The sequence below is a fragment of the Actinomycetota bacterium genome, assembly GCA_005888325.1.
Lineage (GTDB): Bacteria > Actinomycetota > Acidimicrobiia > Acidimicrobiales > AC-14 > AC-14.
In genome coordinates this window covers 106,379-128,592 of sequence record VAWU01000028.1, presented here as the reverse complement: position 1 = coordinate 128,592, position 22,214 = coordinate 106,379, and the positions used below count along the sequence as shown (strand labels likewise).

Here is a 22,214-nt window from a genome sequence, read left to right as displayed (position 1 = left end):
CAGCATCAGTTCGCGGACAAGTACGGGCTCGACTTCCCGCTGCTCTCCGACGCCGATCGCTCCGTGGCCAAGGCGTTCGGCGTCAAGCGCAGCCCGACCATCCTCCCGAACAAGCGGGCGACGTTCGTGATCGACCCCGACCGGACGGTCGTCGAGGTGATTCGCAGCGAGACGCGCATGGAACACCACGCCGACCGCGCGCTGGAGGTCCTTCGCTCCCGTCCGGCGTGACACGTTGTCCGTGACATCTGGGACATCTGGGCGCGACACATGACCGACCCGACCGCGCTCACCTACCTCGAGCACCTCACCGACAGCGATCTGGCACTGTTGGGCGAGACCGGCCCGTTGCGGCGACAGCCCGACCGAATCCTCGAGCGGCTCGCGCGGCCTGAGACCTACGAAGCGGTGTTCGGCCCGGGTGGCGCCGACGAGCCGTTCCTGAGAGCGTCGCCGTTCCTCACCTTCGCCGTCGCCGTCCACCGGGCGGCCGAGGAGCTGGGCGCGAGCACGTTCACGCGCGAGTGGGTCGCGCCCCGGCAGCGGGTTCCGGTGTTCGACGCGCACGTGCTGCGCGACTTCGTCGGTGATCCGCTGCGGCGACTGTTCCTGGTCGAGCTGCTGGCCTCGTACACCCACGTGGCGAGCGGCAGCGTGTGGGTGCAGACCGCGCGGGGCTGGCGACGAAGGCGCTTCAGTGAGCTCGACCCCGTGCGCCTGGCCTCCCTGCTCGAGGTCGTCGACGAGCGCGACCGGCCGGGTGTGTACCGGCGTCTGGGCGACCTCGCCCTGTTCCTGACCGGCGTGTTCCCCGACCACACCGCCCTGCACGGTCTGGGTGGCGTGGGCCGCAGCCGGTTGCTGCGCTCCGGCGGGCTCACCGACGCGGAGCCGGGTCGCGAGGCGGGGGGCGTGAGCGTGCTCGAGCTGCTCGGGCCCCGGTGGTACCGGATGGCGGTACGACAGGTGCGCGGCCCGCTGACGGGCACGATGCGCGCCACCGCCGACATGGCCGCTCACTTCCCCGATGCCCGGCGCATCCTCAACTTCGTCACCGACCGGTTCCTCTTCCCCTTTCGCTCGCACTGGTTCGGCGCTGGCGGGGACTGACCCGATCCGCCGAGCTCGGCGTCAGCGAGGCGCGACCTCGGCCAGGCGGGTCGAGAGGAACGCGCGCTCGGTGTCGGTGCCCGCGAGCGCGAGTGCCCGCTGGTAGGCGGACGCGGCCTCGGTGCGCCGCCCCAGGCGCCGCAGCAGGTCGGCGCGGGTCGCGTGCAGCAGGTGATTTCCCGCCAGCTCGCCCGTCTCGGCCAGGGCCTCGACCAGCGCCAGCCCGGCCGCCGGCCCATCGGCCATCGCGACCGCCACTGCCCGGTTCAGCTCCACCACCGGCGATGGCGCTGCGTGCGCGAGCGCGCGGTAGAGCTGCGCGATCTGCGACCAGTCGGTGGCCTCGGCCGATCGCGCCTCCGCGTGCAGCGCGGCGATGGCAGCCTGCAGCTGGTACGGACCGGGATGCCCGCAGCGCAGCGCCCGCTCGACCAGCGCGATCCCCTCCTCGATCTGAGCATGGTCCCAGCGGGCACGGTCCTGATCCGCGAGCAGCACGAGCCGTCCCCCGCTGTCGACGCGCGTGTCGCGTCGCGAGTCCTGCAGCAACAACAGCGCGAGCAGGCCGATCGCCTCGGGCTCGTCGGGCATCAGCTCGGCGAGCACCCCTGCGAGGCGGATCGCCTCCGCGCAGAGCTCGCGGCGCACGAGCGCGTCGCCCGCGGTGGCCGAATAGCCCTCGTTGAAGACGAGGTAGACGGCGGCGAGCACGGCCTCGAGTCGGTCCGGGAGCTCGTGGTCCGGAGGGACGCGGTAGGGGATGCCCGCAACGCGGATCTTCCGCTTGGCCCGTACCAGCCGTTGGGCCATCGTCGCCTCGGGCACGAGGAACGCATGCGCGATCTCGGCCGTGGTGAGCCCGCCCAGCGTCCGTAGCGTCAGCGCGACCTGGGCGTCGATGGCGAGGGCGGGATGGCAGCACGTGAAGAAGAGCCGGAGACGTTCGTCGCTGAGCGCGGTCACGTTGGTCGACGCCATGTTGGTCGAGGCCTCCAAGGTCTCGAGCGCGGCGAGGCGGTGGGCCGCCTCCTGCTTGTCCGGTCGCCGCGCCTCGCGGCGGGCCCGGTCGATCGCCTTGCGGCGGGCGGTGGTGAGCAGCCAGGCCCCGGGGTGGTCGGGCAGGCCATCGCGGGGCCATCGCTCGAGCGCGGCGACGCACGCCTCTTGGAGCGCGTCCTCGGCGAGGTCGAAGTCGCCGAGCGAGCCGATGAGCGACGCGAGGACCTGGCCCGACTCACGCCGGAAGATCTGCTCGGCCGTCATGCGACCGCAGGAGTCAGCCCGGCAGCTCCATGATCGGGCGCACCTCGATGCGCGAGAGCCCGCGGGCCGCGCCCGGGATCTCGGCCGCGAGCTCGATCGCGCGGTCGAGGTCGGCGACGTCGACGACGTAGTAGCCCCCGAGCGCCTCCTTGGTCTCGGCGAAGGGACCGTCGGTGGTGAGGCGCTTCCCGTTCTTCACCGACACGGTGGTCGCGGTCTCCGGGCCCTGCAGCGGGTCGCCGGTGACGAACTCCTTGCTGTCGACGATGGTCTGGGTGAACGTCCCGTACTCCTGGCCGATGGCGCCCTGGGTGGCGTCGTCGAGCTTCGCCCACGCACTCGGCTCGCTGACGATCAGCAGCATGTACTTCATGGCGTCCTCCGTTTCGGCCGGCCCGGGTGGCCGGCTCACCCTAACGACGAACGATGGCTGACGAGATCGACCGCCGTTCTGGATCTCCACCCCTTCTCGACAACAAATAATCTCGCCCACGATGGAACTGGTGCTCGTCCGCCACGCCGAGCCCGTGCGGGTGGAGGGCGGTGACCGTCCCGCCGACCCGCACCTCACCCGGCAGGGGCGCGAGCAGGCGCAGCGCCTGGCAGCGTGGCTGGCCGACGAGACCGTCGACCACCTGGTGACGAGCCCGCTCGTGCGCGCCCGGGAGACGGGCGCACCGGTTGCGGAGGCGATCGGGCTGGCGCCGGAGGTGGTCGAGGGCGTGGCCGAGTGGGACGCGGGATCGCACGAGTACATCCCCGTCGAGGAGCTGCGGCGGCTCCAGGACGAGCGGTGGTTCGCCATGATCGAGGGCCGCTGGGAGGACAACGGTGGGGTCGATCCCGTCGCCTACCGCAACCAGGTCGTCGATGCGATCGAGCGCGTCATCGCCCGCTTCCCCGCCGGGCGGGTCGTCGTCGTGTGCCACGGCGGCGCCATCAACGCCTACCTCGGGCACGTGGTCGGCATCGAGCGGCCGCTGTGGTTCGAGCCCGCATACGCGTCGATCAGCCGGGTGGCCGCGTCACGGACCGGCGTGCGGTCGATCGTGAGCGTCAACGAGACCGCGCACCTCAGGTCGAACGCGGCACCTCGTTGAACGGCACGTGCTTGTCGTCGCGGGGCTCGGGCGGCAGGCCGAGCACGCGCTCGCCCAGGATGTTGCGTTGCACCTCGTCGGTGCCGCCACGGATCGAGATCGACGGCGCGGTGAGGAATAGACGGTGCCAGTCGTTGTCACCCTCCTCGTACGCGGTGCCCGCGGGCCCGTGCAGGTCGAGCGCGAGATCCGCCATCGCCTTGAGCGTGGCGCCCATGCGCAGCTTGGCCCCCGAGCCCTCGGGGCCGGGGGGACGGCCGGTTCGCATGGCGGCGCGGGCACGCATGGCAGTCGCCCGGTCGACCTCCATGCGCGTGAGCACGTCGGCCAGACGCTGACGCACGAGAGGGTCGTCGGTCGTCCCACGCGCGCGCGCCAGGTCGACGAGGCGAGCCTTGGTGACGCCGCCGCCCCCTCCGATGGCGGAGCGCTCGTGCATCAGGGTCGTGATCGCGACCCGCCAGCCGTCGCCGACGCCGGCGATGCGGTCGGCGTCGCGCACCGGCGCGTCGGTCATGAACACCTCGTTGAAGTGCACGTCGCCGTTCATCTGCCGCAGCGGGCGCACCTCGACACCAGGTGCGCGCATGTCGAGCGCGAAGGCGGTGATCCCCGCGTGCTTGGGCACGGTGGGGTCGGTGCGGGCGACCAGCAGACCCCACTCCGAGTAGTGGGCGCGGCTGCTCCACACCTTCTGTCCGGTGACCCGCCACTCGTCGCCGTCGCGCGTCGCCCGCGCCTCCAGCCCGGCCAGGTCGCTGCCCGCGTTGGGCTCCGAGAAGAGCTGGCACCAGATCTCCTCGCCCGTGCGGATCGCCGGCAGCCAGCGCGCTTGCTGTGCGGCCGTGCCGTGGGTGAGGAGGGTGGGGCCCACGAGGCTGATCCCGACCATGAACGGATAGAGATCGGGTGTCTCGTAGCGGGCCAGCTCCTGGTGGAAGATCCCCGCCTGTGTCGCGGTGGCGGCGCGACCGCCGTGCTCGACCGGCCACGTCGGGACGGCCCACCCGCCTTCGTCGAGCTGTGCGAGGAGCGCGCGGCCCTCGTCGACGCGATCGTCGGCCGAGCCCATCACCGACATCCGGCTGTCGGCGCGACGCAGCTCGAGGCGAGCCTCGAGGAACGCGCCCACCTCCGCGCGAAACGCGGACTCCTCGGGTGTGTCCTGCAGGTTGGCGGCGCTCACGTGCCAATCCTAAGTGTCGTCCCCGCACTCCTCCCGTTCGATCGCGGCCACCTGCGCGAGGCGGGCGACATGGCGCCCACCCTCGAAGCGCGTGGCGAGGAACAGGTCGACGATCGCGAGCGCGAGCTCGTCGCCGAGGATGCGGGCACCCAGCGAGCAGACGTTGGCGTCGTTGTGCTGGCGGGCCAGCCGTGCGGTGTACTCGTCGCAGCACAGCGCGGCCCGCACACCGTGCACCTTGTTCGCCGCGATCTGCTCGCCCTGGCCGCTGCCACCGATCACGATGCCGGCCTCGGCGTCACCGCGCACGACGGCTCGGCCCACCGCGGCGCAGAACGGCGGGTAGTCGACCGGTTCCTTCGAGTCGGTGCCGAGGTCGTCGACCCGATGCCCGGCCTCGACGAGATGGTCGGCCACCACCACCTTCAACCGGAAGCCCGCGTGGTCGGACCCGATCGCGACTCTCATGGCTCCTGTCTACCGGGCGCGAGCAGCTTGCGGATCTCTTCGTCGGTCGGAGGTGCGAAGTCGTCGTACCACTCGCCTACCGCGTAGAAGGCCGACGGCGTGAGCGGGCACACGACCTCGACGCCGAGCGCCGCCAGCTCGTCGCACGTGGCCCGGGCGCCGACGGGCACCGCGACCACCACCCGTTGCGGCGACTGGCGCGCCACCGCCTCGATGGCCACGCGCATCGAGGAGCCGGTGGCGAGCCCGTCGTCGACCAGGATGACGACCTTGTTGGCGAGGTCGGGGGGCGGCCGCCCCTCGCGGTACACCGACTCGCGGCGCGCCAGCTCGTCGGCCTCGCGCGCCGCGGTGGCCTCGATCGCGTCCCAGCCGACCTGGAGACCGCGCACGACGGTGTCGTTGAGCACGCGCACACCCCCGGTGGCGATGGCGCCCATCGCCAGCTCCGGGTTGCCCGGCGCACCGAGCTTGCGGACCAGGAACGCGTCGAGGGGCGCCCGCAGCCGCGACGCCACCTCGGCGGCGACAGGGACGCCACCGCGAGCGAGGCCGAGCACCACGAGGTCGTCTCGACCGACGTAGTCGAAGAGCTCGCCTGCCAGCACCTGCCCGGCGTGCGAGCGGTCGCGGTAACGGCCGGCCACGCCTCGATTCTCGCGCTCCGCGGGTCAACGATCCGTCCGCCAGTCGCACCGGAGCTGCTCGAGCACCTCGTCACAGGCGAGACCGTCGGCGAAGGACGGCTCGACCTGGCGGCCGTCGTGCACTGCGTCGCGCACGATCGCGGCCCAGCGCCGCATGGGCTCGAGGTGCGGATCGGGACCGTTGTCCACCTCGACGACCCTGCCGGTGCCGTCGTCGCGCCGCAGCGTCAGGCGGGCATCGGCGACGCATTCGAGGACACCTTCGGTGCCGGTGACGACCAAGCGGGGCGCGAAGGTGGCTGCACACGCGAACGACGAGTCGATGGCGACGCTGACGCCGCGCTCGGTGCGAAGCCACGCGCTGAAGCCGTCCTCCGCGTCGACGGGGCGGAGCTCGCCGCTCGCGTCGGGACGCTGGTCGATCTCGGTACGCAGGCTCGCCTCGGCCTCGACGATCTCGCCGAACACCCATCGCACGAAGTCCACCGCATGCGAGCCGAACGCACCCACCCAGCCACCACCCAGCTCGCGCTCGAACAGCCAGCCGTGCCGGCGCAAAGGCACCCGCGACCCCGAGCTGAGATGGGTCCAGTGCACGTGTTGGGGACGGCCGATCGCGCCCTCGTCGACGAGCTCCTTGATGCGCACGCGCACGGGGTGGTGCCGGAACTCGAAGTTGACCAGGTGGACGACCTCGGCCCGCACCGCCTCGTGGAGCAGCGCCTCGGCCTCGCGCCGATCGATGGCGAAGGGCTTGTCGCAGAGCACGCTGTGCCCGTTCGCGAGCGCGAGGCGCACATCGGAGGCGTGGACGAAGGGGGGCGAGTGCACGGAGACGAGGTCGAGGTCGGTGCGCCGGCACATGACCTCGACGGCCGCCACGTCGCGCGCCGATACGACCTCGACCACCTCACAACCCTCGAGCGCCGCGAACACGGGGGCGACCACGCGTGCCCCGAATCCCGTGCCGATCACGCCGATCCTCACGCGCCCGTGTTCTAGTCGCCCACCGACCTCGAGGTGGTCGGGGACGTGCTGAGCTCAGGCCACGCCTGATGGCAGCTGATACCCGTCCAGCGCCTCGGCGAGCCGGGCCACGACCCGTTCGAGGTCGGCGAGCTCGGGGTCGGTGAAGCCCGCGAGCATCGTCTCGGTCATGCGCTCGTAGCCGCGTTGCATCCCGGCTGCCATCGCGCGGCCCGCCCGCGTGGGCGCCACGAGCAGGGCCCTCCGGTCGAGCGGGTGAGGCTCGCGCGTGACGAGACCCTGGGCCTCGAGCGCGTCGACCAGCGCGGTCACGTTGCGGGGCGTCACGTCGAAGCGCTTGGCGAGGTCGACGCCGGTGAGACTGCCGTCACGGTGCAGCGCCATCAGCACCGCGGCGCGTGCGTGGGTCAGCCCCCGTCGCTCGGTGCCCGTGTCGACGAGCACACGCAACCGGCCGAACACCTCCATCACCTGGTCCATGGCCTGCCGGCGGCGGTCGGCCCGGGACGACATAGTGAACAACTTACACTATGTGTTAGGTTCAGCATTTGTGCTCGGGAACGGATCGATCCGCAGGGGGTCGGCGGGCGGGGTCCTGGCGGAGGGCCTGGTCAAGCGCTTCGGCGACTTCACCGCGCTCGCGGGCGTCGACTTCGAGGCGGCCGAAGCCACCGTCGTGGGCTTGCTCGGGCCCAACGGCGCGGGCAAGACGACCGCGATCCGCATCCTCACGACACTGCTCCGTCCCGACGGCGGACACGCGACCGTCGCCGGGCACGACGTGGTCCGCGAGCCCCAGCTCGTGCGCAGCGTCATCGGGCTCACCGGTCAGTACGCCGCGGTCGACGACGATCTCACCGGGCGGGAGAACCTGGTGCTGGTCGGCCGGCTCAGCCGCATGCCCAAGGACGGGGCCCACGACCGCGCCGTCCGGCTGCTCGACGTGTTCGAGCTGGCGGCCGCGGCCGACCGCCCGCTGCGCACGTACTCCGGCGGCATGCGCCGGCGCCTCGACCTCGCCGCCAGCCTCATGGTGTCGCCGCCCGTGCTGTTCCTCGACGAGCCGACGACGGGACTCGACCCGCGCAGCCGGCTGCAGCTGTGGGATGTCATCAACGGGCTGCGCGCCGAGGGCACCACGATCGTGCTCACCACGCAGTATCTGGAAGAGGCCGACCAGCTGGCCGACCGCATCAGCGTGATCGACGTCGGACGCATCATCGCGGAAGGCACCGCCGACGAGCTCAAGCGCAAGGTGGGGGGCGACGTCGTCGACCTCCAGCTCGCCGACCGCTCGCGTACCGGCGAGGCCGCGGACGCGCTGGCCCGCGCCTTTGTGGTGGATCGCGACGACGTCGTCGTCGACGACGACCTCGGGTCGGTGCGCGTGCCGGTGGCGAGCGGCGCGGCGGCGTTGATCGACGCGGTCCGGGCCCTGGACGCCGAGCACGTCCGCGTCGCGGACCTCGGCCTGCGCCGGCCGTCGCTCGACGACGTGTTCCTCAGCCTCACCGGCCACCACGCGGAGGAGCCGCGGCCCGAGGCCTCCCAACCGTCCCCCGCTCGGCGCGGGATGATCGGATGACCGCCGTCCCCGCGTCAGTGGATGCGCTCGCCGCGGCCGAGGCGCGCGCCGCCCTGCCCATCGGCAGGGTGCTCGCCGACATCGGGCTCATGGCGGGCCGCAACCTGCGCAAGGTGCGGCGCAACAGCCGCATCCTTCTTTTCTCGACGATCCAGCCCCTGATGCAGCTGTTGCTCTTCGCCTATGTCTTCGGCGCGGTCGCCACCGTTGGCCACGGCATCAGCTACAAGGACTTCGTCGTACCCGCGGTCCTCGTGCAGACCATGGTGTTCGCGGCGATGGGTAGCGGCGTCGGCATCGCAACCGACCTGCACACAGGGATGATCGACCGCTTCCGCTCGCTTCCGATCGCGCGCTCCGCCTTCCTCGTCGGCCGCACGGTGAGCGACAGCTCGCGCCTCGGTGTCCAGGCCGTGCTGCTGGTGCTGGCGTCGATGATCATCGGCTTCCGGTTCCACGCCGGGCTCCCGGCCGCGATCGGCATGACCGCCGTGGTGGTGCTGTTCGGCATGGCGCTCTGCTCGTTCTCGGCGTGGATCGGCCTGAGCATCGGCGACCCCGAGGCGGTGCAGGCCGCGGTGTTCATCCCGATCCTGCCGCTGGTGTTCACCAGCTCCGCGTTCGCGCCCGTGAGCCGGCTGCCGGGGTGGATGCAGCCGCTGGCGCGGGCCAACCCCGTCACCGCGGCCATCGACCTCGCCCGGGGCCTCGCCCTCGGCGACGCCGAGCTGCGCCGGATCAGCGGGGTGCACACCACGACCGCGGTGTGGCACTTCGCCCTGTGGTGGGTCGCGATCGTCGTGGCCTTCACCGGCCTCGCGGTGCGCCGCTACCGCCGCGGCTGACGCCCGCCTCGAGACGCGGGTGACCTACCTCTAAGCCGGCAGAGCCTCGCGCTTGGCGATCAGGTGGGTGACGGGAAGGTCGAACGCCTTGCGCACCCGGTGCGGGAGGTCCTGGCGGATCCAGGCCGACGGGCCCGGCGGCAGCGTCGACAACAGGATCTCGTCGAACGAGTCGTGCAGCAGGACGTCGCGGATGGCCTCCATGGGCCGGGCGTCGCCGATCCTGCCCGTGACCTCCGCTCCCGCCTCACGGAAACGCGCCAGCGCGGCGTCGAGGCGCGTCTGGGCGTCGCGATGGGCGCGCGCCTCGGTCTGCATCGCGCCCGGCGGGTCGGTGGCCGGCACCACCACGTGGAACCGGCAGGGCCCCGCGGCCATGCACGACCGCACCTTCTCCATCAGGTGGTCGCCACCGAGGGTCTGGTTGGCGACGACGAGATAGCGGCGCACATCGCTGACGATAGCGTGGCGCACGTGGTGCAACACGACGTCGACGTCGCCATCGTGGGCGCGGGCTTCGCGGGCCTGACCGCGGCACGCGACCTCATCGATGCGGGGCGCTCGGTGGTGGTGCTCGAAGCGCGCGATCGCGTCGGTGGGCGGGTGCTCAACGACCACACGGCCGACGGCACGCCGCTCGAGGTGGGCGGGCAGTGGGTCGGGCCCGCCCAGGACCGGCTCGAGCAGCTCGCCGCGGACATGGGCGTCGGCACCTACCCGACCTACGACGAGGGCGAGAACCTGCTCTTCGCCAAGGGCCGCACCACGCGCTACACGGGCACCATCCCGAAGCTGGCGCCACCGGTGCTGGCCGACGTGGGTCAGGCCCAGCTGCGCATCGACCGCATGGCGGAGCAGGTGCCGCTCGACGCGCCATGGCGCGCGCCCAAGGCGGAGCAGTGGGACGGGCAGACGTTCGAGACGTGGATCCGGCGCAACGTGGTCACGTCGACGGGCCGGGCGATGGTGCGGCTCATGGTCACGAGCGTGTTCGGAGCCGAGCCGTGCGACCTGTCGCTGCTGCACCTGCTCGCCTACATCCACTCGGCCGGGCTGCAGGACCGGGCGCTCAGCGTCGCGGGTGGCGCACAGGAGCGCCGCTTTGTCGGGGGCTCGCAGGAGGTGGCCATCCGTCTCGCGGCCAAGCTCGGCGACGTCGTGCGCCTCGCCAACCCGGTGCGGGTGATCGTGCAGGACGATGACGGCGTCACCGTCGAGGCCGACCGGGACACCGCCCGCGCCCGACGGGCCGTGGTTGCCGTCCCGCCCCCGCTCGCGAGTCGCATCGTCTACGACCCGCCGATGCCCGCCCGGCGCGACCAGCTCACGCAGAAGACACCGATGGGATCGGTGATCAAGTGCATGGCCGTCTACGACGAGCCCTTCTGGCGTCGGGAGGGCCTGAGCGGCCAGGCCGCGAGCGACACCGGCCCGGTGCGCATCACGTTCGACAACACCCCGGACACGGGCTCCCCGGGTGTGCTCCTCGGGTTCTTCGAGGCGCGCGATGCGCGCGAGTGGAGCGTGCGCACGCCCGGCGAGCGCCGGCGCGCCGTCGTCGACTGCTTCGTGCGCTACTTCGGGCGCGGCGCGGCAAACCCGCTCGAGTACCTCGAGCGCGACTGGAGCGCGGAGGAATGGACGCGCGGGTGCTACGGCGCTCACCTGCCGCCCGGCGTGCTGACGCAGTTCGGGCCGGCGCTGACCGAGCCCGTGGGCGCCATCCACTGGGCCGGCACCGAGACCGCGACGGTGTGGGCGGGCTACATCGACGGCGCGGTCCGCTCGGGTGAGCGGGTCGCCCGCGAGGTGCTCGCCACCCTCGACGGATCGTGAACCCCGAGCTGGCGCGCCGCATGTGGTGGGCCACCGAGCCCTTCCACGCGGTCGTCTACTTCGCGTCCGAGACGCGAGACGCGTGCACCGCGATCGGGCTGAAGGGCTTCTGGATGGGCTACTTCGCGGGACGCGCCGCGCCCATGGGGCCGGTGCCGCCCGCGGTCGTGCAGGCGACGTTCTTCAACTTCGCGCCCGGCATGGTCGCCCGCGCCATCCCCGATGCGTGGGCAATCGCCGCGCCCGAGGTCATCGTGAAGGCCCGCCTCGACGCGCTCGACGACGCGCTGCGACGCCTGCTCGACGACATCGACGTCGCCGAGGCCGCGGCGCTCGCGCGCGACGCGACCGCGGGATGCGACGCCGCCGGCCGCCCGCTGTTCGCGGCCCATGCCGCGATGGAGTGGCCGGACGAGCCCCGCCTCGCGCTCTGGCACGCGTGCACGCTCCTGCGGGAGTTCCGCGGCGACGGGCATGTCGCCGCGCTCCTCACTGAAAGCTTCGACGGGTGCGAGGCGCACGTGACCGTCGCCCTCAGCGGCGCGGTCCCCGCGGAGATGCTGCGGTCGAACCGGGGATGGTCGGAGGACGAGTGGGCGGCGGCTCGCGCCCGCGTTGAGGCCCGCGATTGGCGCGCCGCACGCGCCCGGGTCGAGGCCCGCACCGACGAGCTCGCCCTCGCCCCGTGGCGCGCGTTGGGCGACGAGGGTTGCGACCGCCTGCTCGCGTGCATGCGCCCGATCGTCGCCCGCCTGGTCGAGCAGGAGGCGGTTTCCTTCCCCAACCCGATGGGCCTCCCGGCGCCCCGCTCGGAGGCGCCTCCGGCGCCCCTCGCGTAGAGTCTCGCGTCACAGACAGGGGAGCCCGGACGGTCGGGCTGAGAGGCCAGCACGCGGCTGGCGACCCTTTGAACCTGATCCGGGTAATGCCGGCGAAGGGAGCGGGGATGGCAGCGGTTTCGGCTCCGAGCGGCAGCGGGCAGGCCGCGACCCGGGGCGTCGACGACTCGAGCGTCGGCATCGGTCCGGTTCCCGTCGAGCTCCGCCGTCTGCGGGCCTTCGACATCGGCGTGCTGTGGGGCGACCTGGCCATCGGTGTGCTCGTGCTCGCCGCGGGCGCGCTCCTGGTCACGCCCACCGACGCCGGTGGGCTGGGCCTGGGCTTCGGCCCCGCCCTGCTCGCCATCGCGATCGGCTCGTTCGCTGGGTCACTGCTGCTCGCGCTGGTCGCCGCGGCCGGGCATGACCGGGGCGTGCCCACCATGGTGCTGTTGCGCCCGGTGCTCGGCCGGTACGGCAGCTACGGCGCGTCGGCCGTGAACGTCCTGCAGCTCGTCGGCTGGACCGGCTTCGAGCTGTGGGCGATGGCCCTCTTCGCCAACCGAGTCTCCGACCGGGTGTTCGGCTTCACCGCCTTCGGGCTGTGGCTCGCGCTGATGGCGCTGACGTGCACGGCCCTCGCGCTCGTCGGCCCGGTGCGCGTGGTGCGGGTGTGGCTCGAGAAGGTGGGGGCGTGGGTGGTGCTCGCCGCGTGCGGCTACCTCACCGTCTATCTGATCGCGCATGCCCACGACCTGTTCCACCCGACGACCGGGGCGCGGCCGTTCGGCCTCGCCGTCGACCTCGTCGTCGCCCAACCGGTGTCGTGGCTGCCGCTGGTGGCTGACTACAACCGCTTCGCCACCAGCCGCCGGCAGAGCTTCGCAGGCACGCTCACCGGCTACGCGGTCGGCAACGCGTGGTTCTACGCGCTCGGCGCCCTGCTCGTGCTCTCGGCCGGGCTCGTCGACTCCTCCCCCGCGGGCATCGCCGCCGGCGTCCTCGGGCTGTCGGCCGGTGCGGTCGTGGGCACGACCCTCCTCCTCGCGCTGCTCGCGGGCGAGACCGACGAGGCCTTCGCCGACATCTACTCGTCCGCGGTGAGCATCGAGAACGTCTTTCCCCGCGCCGACCATCGCCTGCTCGTCGTCGGTGTCGCGGGCGCCGGCACCGCGCTGGCCGCGGTCGTCACCATGAGCGACTACGAGAACTTCCTGTTCCTGCTGGGGTCGGTGTTCGTGCCGCTGTTCGGCGTGCTCCTCGGCCACTGGGTGGCCGGCGGCGCCCACGCCGACCAGCGCGAGGTCAGGTTCCGACCCGCCTCGGCGCTCGTGTGGGTCGCCGGCTTCCTCGCCTACCAGTGGTCGCTCCCGCCCGACGTGTTCCTCCCGGGCTGGTGGGTGCGCCTGGTCGACCGCATGCCCGGCGCGCTCGAGCACTTCTCGCTCGGCGCGTCCCTCCCTTCGTTCGTCGTCGCGTTCGTGGGCGCGTGGGTGGCGACGCGCGTGACCGTCACCCGGGGCCACGCGGCCGGTGCGACCGCGCCCCGAGGCGACCGTCCCACTCCCTGACGCCGGAGTCAGCTACGCTAGAACACGTTCGGTGGCTGAGCGAGGTTGGAGCGGGACGCCCGTAGGCACTTCATGTGGACTGCATTTCATGTGGACTGCATTTCACGTGGACTGCAGTGCATGTGGACGGCGGTATGCGGACGGCAGTTCGTGACGGTCGATGTGACATCGAGATCTGACAGCTGACGTGAGAATCGTGAGTGCAGGCAAGAGGCAGGACCGGCGCGTGCGCATGGTCGACGGCGAGGTGGCGATCGACGGTCGCCACTGGCGCTACTCGGTGTCCGACAACCTCGACGCGTCCACCTGGGCCGTCAACCTCCACGGTTTCTTCGCCGGCGGCGGCATCTACTGGCGGGAGTCCGCCCGTCTCGCGGGCCGCCTGGGGCTGCGGGTGATCAACCCCAACCTGCCCGGCTTCGGGGGCAGCGAGCCGCTCCCGTGGGAGAAGCTGCGCATGGCGAACTTCGCCAAGGGCATCGGCGCCCTGCTCGACCACCTCGGCGCGCCCACCGCCATCGTGCTCGGTCACTCGATGGGCGCGGTGGCTGCGCTGCAGTTCGCCCACGACTTCCCTGAGCGCACCCTCGGGGTGATCTACCGCGACGGCGTGGCCACGTCGTCGTGGAAGGAGCGCAGGGGGATCATGAGCCGCCTGCTCCAGCCGATCGCACCCGATGTCGGGATGGCCCTCGACCTGGCCGCCGCCTTCGCGGTCGACCTCCCCGACCTCGCCTTCTCCCGCCTGGCCAGCATGGCGATCACCGCCGCCCCCGACCTGCGCCTCAACGCCCGGTCGCTGACCAACACCCTGCCGGTGGGGGCCATGCTGCTGGCGTGCGACTTCACGCCGATGGCGGAGCAGGTGGCGCGGCGCGGCGACGTGCCGGTCCTGCCCATGTGGGGCCGCTTCGACCGCATCGTGCCCGCGTCGACCGGCCGCGAGTTCGCCGAGATCATGGGCGAGAAGGTGCACTGGGTCATGGGCGGCCACTCGTGGATGATCCCCCGTCCCGCCATCCAGCTCGATGTGCTGCGCAACAGCGACGCGGGCAACGCGTTCCGCGAGCGCACGCGTGACCGCGCCCGCCTCCTCGGCCGCGCCGCCTGACCCCTCCCTGACCGCCCCGACCCGCGACCCGATGACGGTCGGTCGCACTCCCACCGTTAGCCTGCGCGGGTGTCGTTCCTCGAGGCGTGCCGGGGCAAGCCGCACGATCGCGTCCCCGTGTGGTTCATGCGGCAGGCCGGACGCGCGCTCCCCGAGTACCGGGCCGTGCGCGCGAAGGCGTCGATGTTCGACGTCATCCGCACGCCCGAGCTGGCCGCCGAGGTCACGATGCAACCCGTGCGACGGCTGGGGGTCGACGCCGCCATCCTGTTCTCCGACATCGTCGTGCCGGTCACTGCGGTCGGAGTCGGCGTCGAGCTGCGTGAGGGCGTCGGCCCCGTCGTCGACCAGCCGTTCCGCACCGACGCCGACCTGAGGCGGCTGCGCCCGTTCGAGCCCGACGTCGACGCTCCCTACGTGGCCGACACCGTGCGGCTGCTCGCCCGCGAGCTCGACGTGCCGCTCATCGCCTTCGCAGGTGGTCCCTTCACGCTGGCCAGCTACCTCATCGAGGGTGGCCCCTCGAAGACCCACGCGCGCACCAAGGCTCTCATGCACACCGAGCCGCGCACGTGGCGCGAGCTCCTCGACCGGCTGGCCGGCATCTCCCTCGCATCGCTGCGCGCCCAAGTGGAGGCGGGGGCACGGGCGGTGCAGCTGTTCGACAGCTGGGCCGGCGCGCTCTCACCGGACGACTACCGGGACCACGTGCTGGACGCCAGCGCGCGCATCTTCTCGGGCCTGAGCGATCTCGGCGTCCCGCGCATCCACTTCGGCGTCGGCACCGGCGAGCTGCTCGGCCTGCTCGGCGCGGCGGGAGCAGACGTGGTCGGCGTCGACTGGCGCGTGCCCCTCGACGTGGCACGCACGCGCGTCGCCGAAGGGCTCGCGTTGCAGGGCAACCTCGACCCCGCGGTGTGCCTGGCGCCGTGGGACGTCGTCGAGGCCGCCGCCCTCGACGTGCTGCGGCGCAACCACGGCGACCCGGGTCACGTCTTCAACCTGGGCCACGGGGTGCTGCCCGAGACCGACCCCGACACCCTCCGCCGTCTCGTCGAGCTCGTGCACGCATATGGGTGAGGCCGTGCGCCTGGGTGAGACCGTGCGCCCGGGTGAGTCCGTCGGCGTGCTGGTGATGGCCTACGGCACGCCCGCCGCGCCCGACGACGTCGAGGCGTACTACACGCACGTGCGCCGGGGCCGGCCGCCGACACCCGAGCTGCTCGCCGACCTCCAGCGACGGTACGCGGCCATCGGGGGCACCTCTCCGCTCCTCGACGTCACCCGCCGTCAGGCGGCCGGGCTGCGGCGCGAGCTGGGCGCCGGCTTCCATGTCGAGCTCGGCATGAAGCACGCGCCGCCGTTCATCGAGGACGGCGTGGCCGCGCTCGCGACCGCCGGTGTGGACCGGGCCGTCGGGCTCGTGCTCGCGCCTCACTACTCGGCGATGAGCGTCGGCGAGTACGCGGCACGCGCGAAGGGCGTGGACGTCGTCGAGCAGTGGTGGGACGCACCCGGGTACCTCGACCTGCTGGCGGACGCCGTCAAGCGCGGCCTCGACGGCCTTCCCGACGGCACCGAGGTCGTGTTCACCGCCCACTCGCTGCCCGTGCGCGCCCTCGAGTCGGGCGATCCCTATCCCGATCAGCTCCGCGCCACCGCCGAGGCGGTTGTGGCGCGCGCCGGGCCGACACGGTGGTCGCAGGCGTGGCAGAGCGCGGGCCGGACCCCCGATCCGTGGCTCGGGCCCGACATCCTCGAGGTGCTCGACGATCGCGCCGCGGCTGGCACTCCCGGCGTGCTCGTCTGCCCGTGCGGGTTCGTCAGCGAGCACCTCGAGATCCTCTACGACCTCGACGTCGAGGCGCGCGCCCGGGCCGACGCGCTCGCGCTGCCGTTCGCGCGCACCGCCATGCCCAACGACGAGCCCGCGTTCCTCCGAACCCTCGCCGACGTGGTGCGGGCCCGGCTCGCGCCGTGATGCCCGAGCGACAGGTTGCGCCCCGGGTCCCCGTCGTCGTGGTCGGCGGTGGCATCAGCGGCCTGGCGACCGCGCACTACCTGCAGGCGAGGCACGGCGTCGAAGCGGTGGTGGTCGAGGCGAGCGACCGCGTCGGCGGGAAGATCCGCACCGACGAGCTGGCGGGTGTGCCCGTCGAGGCGGGCCCCGACTCGTTCCTCGCGCGCGTGCCGTGGGCCGCGGACCTCTGCCGTGAGCTCGGGCTCGGCGACGAGCTGATCGAGCCGGCGACGTCGAAGGCGTTCGTGTGGGTGCGCGGCCGGCTGCGCACGCTCCCCCAGGGACTGGTGCTCGGGGTGCCGACCGGGCTGCCGCAGCTGGCCGTCAGCGGCCTCGTCTCGCCCGCGGGGATGGCACGCGCCGCGCTCGACGTCGTGCTCCCCCGGCGTCGCCACGGCGCCGATGCGTCCATCGCAGAGGTGATCGGCGCCCGCTTCGGCCGCGAGGTGGTCGACAACCTCGTCGAGCCGTTGCTCGGCGGCATCAACGCGGGACGGGCCGACCGTCTGAGCCTGGCCGCGACCGCGCCCCAGCTGGCCGACGCCGCTCGCGACCATCGCAGCCTGCTCCTCGGCCTGCGTGTCGCGACGGCCGGCGGGCCCGTCTTCCAGTCGGTACGTGGCGGGCTCGAGCGACTGGTCGAGCGCCTGGGCGCGGACATCGACGTGCGCACGAGCACCGCCGCGGGTGCGATCGAGCGCGCCCCCGACGGCCGGTGGAAGGTCGCGGGCCTGGTCGCGGATGCCGTGGTCGTCACCGTCCCCGCGTTCGCGGCCGCGCCACTGTTGCAGGCCGTGAGCCCGGTGGCGGCGGCCGAGCTGCGCGCCATCGAGTACGCCTCCGTCGCGCTGGTGACCCTCGGGTACGCGCCTTCGACATTGCCGCCGCTGCCCGCCGGCAGCGGCTTCGTGGTGCCGCGCACCGAGCGCCGGCTCATGACCGCGTGCACGTTCCTCTCGGCGAAGTGGCCCGCGCTCGGGGCGAGCGGGCTCGTGCTCCTGCGCGTCTCGGCGGGACGCCTCGGCGACGCCCGCGTGTCGCAGCTCGACGACGACGAGCTCGTCGACCGCCTGCACCGCGAGGTGGCGGAGGCACTCGGCGCGGCGAAGGCGCCCGTCACGACGCGCGTCGACCGTTGGGTGCGCGGCTTCCCGCAGTACGAGCCCGGACACCTGGCGCGCGTCGATCGCATCGAGGCGGCTCTCGCGGGCCTGCCCGGGCTCACCGTCGCCGGCGCCGCGTACCGGGGCCTCGGGCTGGCGGCATGCGTGCGGCAGGCGGGCGAGGCGGCGGATCGCATCGCGGCGTACAGCGCCTTCGGCGCCGCACCGCCGGCCGCTTGGGACATCACCGTCCGGCTGCGGGAAGATGGGACGCATGGCTGAGGTCGCGGAAATGACCGAGCGTCGCCTGGTGGTGCTCCAGCCATAGGTGCGGCGACCAGCACGGAGCTCGCGCCCATGCTGGCCACCCTGGCCAGGGAGCTGCCGCGCGACGACGGGCGCTGGGCCTACGAGTTCAAATGGGACGGTGTGCGCGCGCTCGTCTTCGTCGAGGACGGGAAGGTCCGGGTGCAGGGCCGGTCGCGGCGCGACGTCACCGGGCAGTACCCGGAGGTGACCGGTCTGGGCGCGGCCCTGGCCGGGCGCGGGACGCTCGACGCGGTGCTCGACGGCGAGGTCGTGGCGCTCGGCCTCGACGGCACACCCAGCTTCCAGACCCTGCAGCGGCGCATGCACGTGGTCTCGCCCCACGACGTCCGGGTGCGCATGGCCGACACGCCGGTCGTCTTCCTGGCCTTCGACCTGCTGCGCCTCGAGGGAAGCATGATGGTCGAGCTTCCCTACGCGGAGCGTCGGGCGCAGCTCGAGGCGCTCGACCTGTCGGCCAACAACTGGCAGACACCTCCGTCGCAGGTGGGCGACGGCGACGCCATGCTCGCGGTCAGCAACGTCCGCGGGCTCGAGGGGGTGGTGGCCAAGCGCATCGACAGCCCCTACGAGTCGGGGCGGCGCTCGCGCAACTGGCTGAAGATCAAGAACAAGCAGCACGAGCGGCTGGTGATCGGTGGGTGGGCCGAGGGCAGCGGCAACCGCACTGGAAGGATCGGCGCCCTGCTGGTCGGGTATCACGAGGACGGTGAGCTGCGCTACGCCGGCAACGTGGGCTCGGGCTTCACCGACAAGATGCTGCGAGAGCTCCACGCCCGGCTCTCCCCCCTCGCGCGCGAGGAGTGCCCCTTCGCGAACCGCCCCCACTGGCCCGACATCCACTTCGTCGAGCCCGTCCTCGTCTGCGAGGTCGAGTTCACCGAGTGGACCGAGGAGCGCACGCTGCGCCACCCGGTCTTCAAGGGGCTGCGAGAATCGTGACCCGAGCCGTAGGGAGGTAGCCGTGCCCCGACCCATCTGGAGTGGTGCGATCAGCTTCGGGCTGGTCAACGTCCCCGTGAAGCTGGTGGGCGCCGTGTCCCCGAAGGACGTCCGCTTCAACCAGCTCGAGGCGGGCACCGGTGCCCGCATCAAGCAGAAGCGGGTGTCGGCCGAGACCGGCGAGGAGGTGCCCTTCGACCAGATCGTGAAGGGCTACGAGATCTCGCCCGACAACTACGTGGTGATCGAGCCCCAGGAGCTCGACGCGCTCGACCCCAAGGCCACCCGCTCGATCGAGATCGAGGACTTCGTCGACCTCGACCAGATCGACCCCCTCTACTTCGAGCGGCCCTACTACCTGGTGCCCGACAAGGGCGGGGCCAAGGCCTACGCGCTGCTGCTCGAGGCCATGAAGGACTCGAGGAAAGTGGGCATCGCCCGCCTCGTGCTGCGCACCAAGCAGTACCTGGCCGCCATCCGCCCCCTCGGCGACGCGCTCGTGCTGGAGACGCTGCTCTACCCCGACGAGGTCACCTTGCCCGATGAGATCGAGGGCCTCCCCCGCGACGACGTCGAGATCCAGGACCGCGAGCTCAAGATCGCGCGCCAGCTCATCGAGTCGCTGTCGACCGAGTTCGAGCCCGAGAACTACCACGACGAGTACCGCGAGCGGGTGCTGGAGCTCATCGAGCAGAAGGCCGAGGGCAAGCAGATCGTCACCCAACCTGCGACCGAAGAGCCCACCAAGGTGGTCGACCTCATGGCGGCGCTGGAGGCCAGCCTGGCCCAGGCCAAGGAGGCGAAAGCCGACAAGGCCGGCACCGCGGACAACGCCGGTCCCGGATCGAAAGCGGGCAAGAGGAAGGGGTGACCCCGCCGTCGACGACCACGGTCGAGGTCGAAGGTCACCAGCTCAAGCTCTCCAACCTCGACAAGGTCCTCTATCCCGAGGTGGGCTTCACCAAGGGCCAGGTGATCGACTACTACACCCGGGTCGCGCCCGTCCTGCTCCCCCACCTGCGCGAGCGCCCGCTCACGCTGAAGCGCTACCCCAATGGGGTCGACGCTCCGTTCTTCTACGAGAAGCGCTGCCCGAAGCACCGGCCCGACTGGGTGCGCACGACGGCCGTGTGGAGCAAGCGCAACGCGGACAACCTCGACTTCTGCCTGGCCGACGACCTGGCCACCCTGGTGTGGGTCGCCAACCTGGCATCGCTCGAGTTGCACACCTCGTTGTCCCGCGGGGCCGACATCGACCGTCCGTCGATGATGGTGTTCGACCTCGACCCCGGCGCGCCAGCGACGATCGTGGAGTGCGCGCAGGTCGGGCTGTGGCTGCGCGAGCTGCTCGACGACCTCGGCCTCGAGAGCGTGGCGAAGACATCGGGGTCGAAGGGCCTGCAGCTCTACGTGCCCCTCAACACGCCGGCGACCTACAGCGACACCAAGTCGTTCTCCCACGCGCTGGCCCAGCTGCTCGAGCGGCGCGAGCCGCAGCTGGTCGTCTCCCAGATGGCCAAGGAGCTGCGCAAGGGCAAGGTGTTCATCGACTGGAGCCAGAACGACCGGGTGAAGACCACCGTCTGCGTCTACTCGTTGCGGGCGCGCGAGCAACCCACCGTCTCCGCCCCGCTGACATGGGACGAGGTCGACGAGCAGCACCGGAGCGGTGACCCCCAGCGGTTCGCGCTCACCGCGGACGCCGTGCTGGCACGGGTCGCCGCGGGGGCCGACGTGTTCGCGCCCGTGCTCGGGCTCGAGCAGTCGCTGCCCCGTCCACCCACGACCTGATGCGGTCCGCTGTCATCCGGGGGCTGGTCGCAGGGTTGCTCCTCACCGCCACCCTCCCCCCCGCAGGGTGGTGGGTGCTCGGGCCGGTGGGCGCGGCCGTCCTCGCGTCGGGCCTGCGCGGGCGGCCCGCCAGGACCCGCTTCGTGTGCGGTCTGGCGGCGGGCGTCGGTCTCTACGGGCCGGGTCTCTTCTGGATGACCAACTTCAGCGCGCCGGGCTACCCGATCGCGGTGCTGATCGAGGCGTCGTTCCTCGCGGCTGCCGCGCTGCTCGTCGTGCCCGGCCCGGGGCGACTGCTCGCCCTGCCCGCCGCCCTCGTGCTCTTCGAGGCGGCGCGCGGGAGCTGGCCCTTCGGCGGGATGCCGCTCGCCCACCTCGCGCTCGGCCAGGTGGGCGGACCGCTGGCGCCGGCGGCCCGGGTCGGTGGGCAGTTGCTGCTGGTCGGACTGGTGGGCCTGGCGGGGGCCGGGCTCGCCGAGCTCTACGCCACCGCGCGGCGGCGGGGGCGGCCAGGTGCCGCGGCGGCGGGCGCGACGGCCATCGTGCTCGTCGCGGGGATGGCCCTGCTCGGCACCGTCGCCCCGGAAGGTCGTGCGCGGGGACGCCTGCGCGTGGCGCTGGTGCAGGGCGGTGGCCGGCGCGGCCTGCTCGCGGTCGAGCGCGCGGACCCCGGTGACGTGTTCGCAGCCCATCTCCGCGCCAGCCGGGCCATCGAGCCGCCCGTCGACCTCGTGCTCTGGCCCGAGGACGTGGTCGACGTGAGCCGGCCCGTGCGCGAGACCGCCGAGGGCAGGCAGCTGGCAGAGCTGGCTCGCCGTCTCCACGCCACCCTGGTGGCGGGGGTGGTCGAGGACGCGGGCGCACACCACTTCCGGAACGCGGCGGTGGCGTGGGGTCCGCGCGGGCGCATCGTCGCCCGCTACGACAAGGTCCACCGCGTGCCGTTCGGCGAGTACATCCCGTTCCGGAGCCTCATCGACCGGGTCGCCGACCTCAGTGCCATCCCCCGCGACGCCGTCGCGGGCAAGGGCACCGGGCTGCTCGACGTGCCCGCCGGCGACTTCGGCACGTTGATCTCCTACGAGGTGTTCTTCGAGGACCGCGCCCGCGCCGCGGTGCGCGCCGGCGCCGAGGTGCTGATCGTGCCGACCAACGCCTCCTCCTTCGGCACCGGCCAGGTACCGGCCCAGGAGCTCGCGGCCGCCCGCCTGCGGGCGCTCGAGACCGGACGCACCGTGTTGCAGGCCGCGCCGACCGGCTACACCGCGGTCGTCGACTGGCGGGGCCGGGTGCTCGCCCACAGCCGGCTCGGGGGCCCGGCGGTGCTCCATCGCACGGTCGCCCGCCGCTCCGGCGAGACGTGGGCGACCCAGCTCGGCCCTCCGCTCGGCATCGCCCTGGTGATCCTGACGTTGGTCCTGGCCTGGCTACTACAAAATCTAAGCGCACTACCATCAGCTTTTCTTGCTCAGCGCCGTTGATGCAGCTACAATCGCCGTGACGC

The 22,214-nt window shown here is 72.5% G+C and carries 24 protein-coding genes and 1 riboswitch; of the genes, 16 read left to right on the top strand and 8 right to left on the bottom strand.

Features of this window, described 5'->3' with window-relative positions; translation table 11 throughout:
• Positions 1-231 (top strand): redoxin domain-containing protein (locus E6G06_11560; protein TML91095.1); only part of this gene is annotated, 231 nt, incomplete at its 5' end.
• A gap of 39 nt (positions 232-270) precedes the next feature.
• On the top strand, positions 271-1,110 hold the full coding sequence (locus E6G06_11555; GenBank protein TML91094.1) for a hypothetical protein: 840 nt from the start codon (positions 271-273) through the stop codon (positions 1,108-1,110).
• Between the two features lie 21 nt (positions 1,111-1,131).
• Here E6G06_11555 and E6G06_11550 read toward each other — a convergent pair whose 3' ends face one another.
• Positions 1,132-2,373: an RNA polymerase sigma factor gene (locus E6G06_11550; GenBank protein ID TML91093.1), complete on the bottom strand. Its 1,242-nt coding sequence runs from the start codon at positions 2,371-2,373 to the stop codon at positions 1,132-1,134.
• A 13-nt stretch (positions 2,374-2,386) separates the two neighbouring features.
• Positions 2,387-2,746 carry a YciI family protein gene (locus E6G06_11545; GenBank protein TML91092.1) on the bottom strand — a complete coding sequence of 120 codons (360 nt, stop codon included), beginning with the start codon at positions 2,744-2,746 and terminating at the stop codon, positions 2,387-2,389.
• Between the two features lie 121 nt (positions 2,747-2,867).
• On the opposite strand from E6G06_11545, the gene E6G06_11540 reads away from it, so the two are divergent.
• A complete protein-coding gene (locus E6G06_11540) occupies positions 2,868-3,473 on the top strand; it encodes a histidine phosphatase family protein (protein ID TML91091.1) in 606 nt (201 codons plus the stop codon).
• Here E6G06_11540 and E6G06_11535 read toward each other — a convergent pair.
• From E6G06_11535 to E6G06_11515, 5 genes are read right to left on the bottom strand one after another with little or no spacing between them, the layout of a single operon-like run.
• Positions 3,448-4,659 carry an acyl-CoA dehydrogenase gene (locus E6G06_11535; GenBank protein ID TML91090.1) on the bottom strand — a complete coding sequence of 404 codons (1,212 nt, stop codon included), beginning with the start codon at positions 4,657-4,659 and terminating at the stop codon, positions 3,448-3,450. The genes E6G06_11540 and E6G06_11535 overlap by 26 nt on opposite strands.
• 9 nt (positions 4,660-4,668) lie before the next feature.
• Positions 4,669-5,127, bottom strand: coding sequence for a ribose 5-phosphate isomerase B (gene rpiB, locus E6G06_11530; protein ID TML91089.1), 459 nt, complete (start codon positions 5,125-5,127; stop codon positions 4,669-4,671).
• Entirely contained in the window at positions 5,124-5,774 is a 651-nt protein-coding gene (locus E6G06_11525; GenBank protein ID TML91088.1) for a phosphoribosyltransferase, read from the bottom strand. Before E6G06_11525 ends, rpiB begins: the two co-directional genes overlap by 4 nt.
• 24 nt (positions 5,775-5,798) lie before the next feature.
• Positions 5,799-6,761, bottom strand: coding sequence for a Gfo/Idh/MocA family oxidoreductase (locus E6G06_11520; GenBank protein TML91087.1), 963 nt, complete (start codon positions 6,759-6,761; stop codon positions 5,799-5,801).
• A 54-nt stretch (positions 6,762-6,815) separates the two neighbouring features.
• Complete coding sequence (locus tag E6G06_11515) at positions 6,816-7,274, bottom strand: MarR family transcriptional regulator (GenBank protein TML91086.1); 459 nt, start codon at positions 7,272-7,274, stop codon at positions 6,816-6,818.
• Between E6G06_11515 and E6G06_11510 the strand changes: the two genes are divergently transcribed.
• Positions 7,240-8,346 (top strand): ATP-binding cassette domain-containing protein, encoded by a 1,107-nt coding sequence (locus E6G06_11510; GenBank protein ID TML91085.1) that lies wholly within the window; start codon positions 7,240-7,242, stop codon positions 8,344-8,346. The genes E6G06_11515 and E6G06_11510 overlap by 35 nt on opposite strands.
• Positions 8,343-9,191, top strand: a complete 849-nt coding sequence (locus tag E6G06_11505; protein ID TML91084.1) for an ABC transporter permease — start codon at positions 8,343-8,345, stop codon at positions 9,189-9,191. Before E6G06_11510 ends, E6G06_11505 begins: the two co-directional genes overlap by 4 nt.
• Before the next feature lie 30 nt (positions 9,192-9,221).
• On the opposite strand, the gene E6G06_11500 is transcribed toward E6G06_11505, so the two are convergent.
• On the bottom strand, positions 9,222-9,509 hold the full coding sequence (locus tag E6G06_11500) for a hypothetical protein (GenBank protein TML91083.1): 288 nt from the start codon (positions 9,507-9,509) through the stop codon (positions 9,222-9,224).
• On the opposite strand from E6G06_11500, the gene E6G06_11495 reads away from it, so the two are divergent.
• The 11 genes from E6G06_11495 (at position 9,486) to lnt (ending at position 22,191) form a co-directional block, all read left to right on the top strand.
• The gene (locus E6G06_11495; GenBank protein TML91082.1) at positions 9,486-11,027 is read left to right on the top strand and encodes a flavin monoamine oxidase family protein; all 1,542 of its coding nucleotides are present in this window, start codon (positions 9,486-9,488) and stop codon (positions 11,025-11,027) included. The two genes, E6G06_11500 and E6G06_11495, sit on opposite strands and share 24 nt — an antisense overlap.
• A complete protein-coding gene (locus E6G06_11490) occupies positions 11,024-11,866 on the top strand; it encodes a hypothetical protein (protein ID TML91081.1) in 843 nt (280 codons plus the stop codon). Before E6G06_11495 ends, E6G06_11490 begins: the two co-directional genes overlap by 4 nt.
• 7 nt (positions 11,867-11,873) lie before the next feature.
• Positions 11,874-11,984: riboswitch (TPP riboswitch) on the top strand.
• A complete protein-coding gene (locus E6G06_11485) occupies positions 11,974-13,416 on the top strand; it encodes a putative hydroxymethylpyrimidine transporter CytX (GenBank protein TML91080.1) in 1,443 nt (480 codons plus the stop codon). (Overlaps the previous riboswitch by 11 nt.)
• A gap of 196 nt (positions 13,417-13,612) precedes the next feature.
• A complete protein-coding gene (locus E6G06_11480; GenBank protein TML91079.1) occupies positions 13,613-14,527 on the top strand; it encodes an alpha/beta hydrolase in 915 nt (304 codons plus the stop codon).
• A 69-nt stretch (positions 14,528-14,596) separates the two neighbouring features.
• A complete protein-coding gene (gene hemE, locus E6G06_11475) occupies positions 14,597-15,607 on the top strand; it encodes a uroporphyrinogen decarboxylase (GenBank protein TML91078.1) in 1,011 nt (336 codons plus the stop codon).
• Entirely contained in the window at positions 15,600-16,508 is a 909-nt protein-coding gene (gene hemH, locus E6G06_11470) for a ferrochelatase (GenBank protein TML91077.1), read from the top strand. Before hemE ends, hemH begins: the two co-directional genes overlap by 8 nt.
• Positions 16,509-16,546: 38 nt before the next feature.
• Positions 16,547-17,932 (top strand): protoporphyrinogen oxidase, encoded by a 1,386-nt coding sequence (hemG, locus tag E6G06_11465; GenBank protein TML91105.1) that lies wholly within the window; start codon positions 16,547-16,549, stop codon positions 17,930-17,932.
• A 75-nt stretch (positions 17,933-18,007) separates the two neighbouring features.
• Positions 18,008-18,919, top strand: a complete 912-nt coding sequence (locus tag E6G06_11460) for a hypothetical protein (GenBank protein ID TML91076.1) — start codon at positions 18,008-18,010, stop codon at positions 18,917-18,919.
• A gap of 22 nt (positions 18,920-18,941) precedes the next feature.
• Positions 18,942-19,790: a Ku protein gene (locus E6G06_11455; GenBank protein ID TML91075.1), complete on the top strand. Its 849-nt coding sequence runs from the start codon at positions 18,942-18,944 to the stop codon at positions 19,788-19,790.
• Positions 19,787-20,710, top strand: coding sequence for an ATP-dependent DNA ligase (locus E6G06_11450; GenBank protein ID TML91074.1), 924 nt, complete (start codon positions 19,787-19,789; stop codon positions 20,708-20,710). Before E6G06_11455 ends, E6G06_11450 begins: the two co-directional genes overlap by 4 nt.
• Positions 20,710-22,191 carry an apolipoprotein N-acyltransferase gene (gene lnt / locus E6G06_11445; GenBank protein TML91073.1) on the top strand — a complete coding sequence of 494 codons (1,482 nt, stop codon included), beginning with the start codon at positions 20,710-20,712 and terminating at the stop codon, positions 22,189-22,191. The genes E6G06_11450 and lnt overlap by 1 nt, the downstream gene beginning before the upstream one ends.
• Positions 22,192-22,214 lie beyond the last annotated feature (23 nt).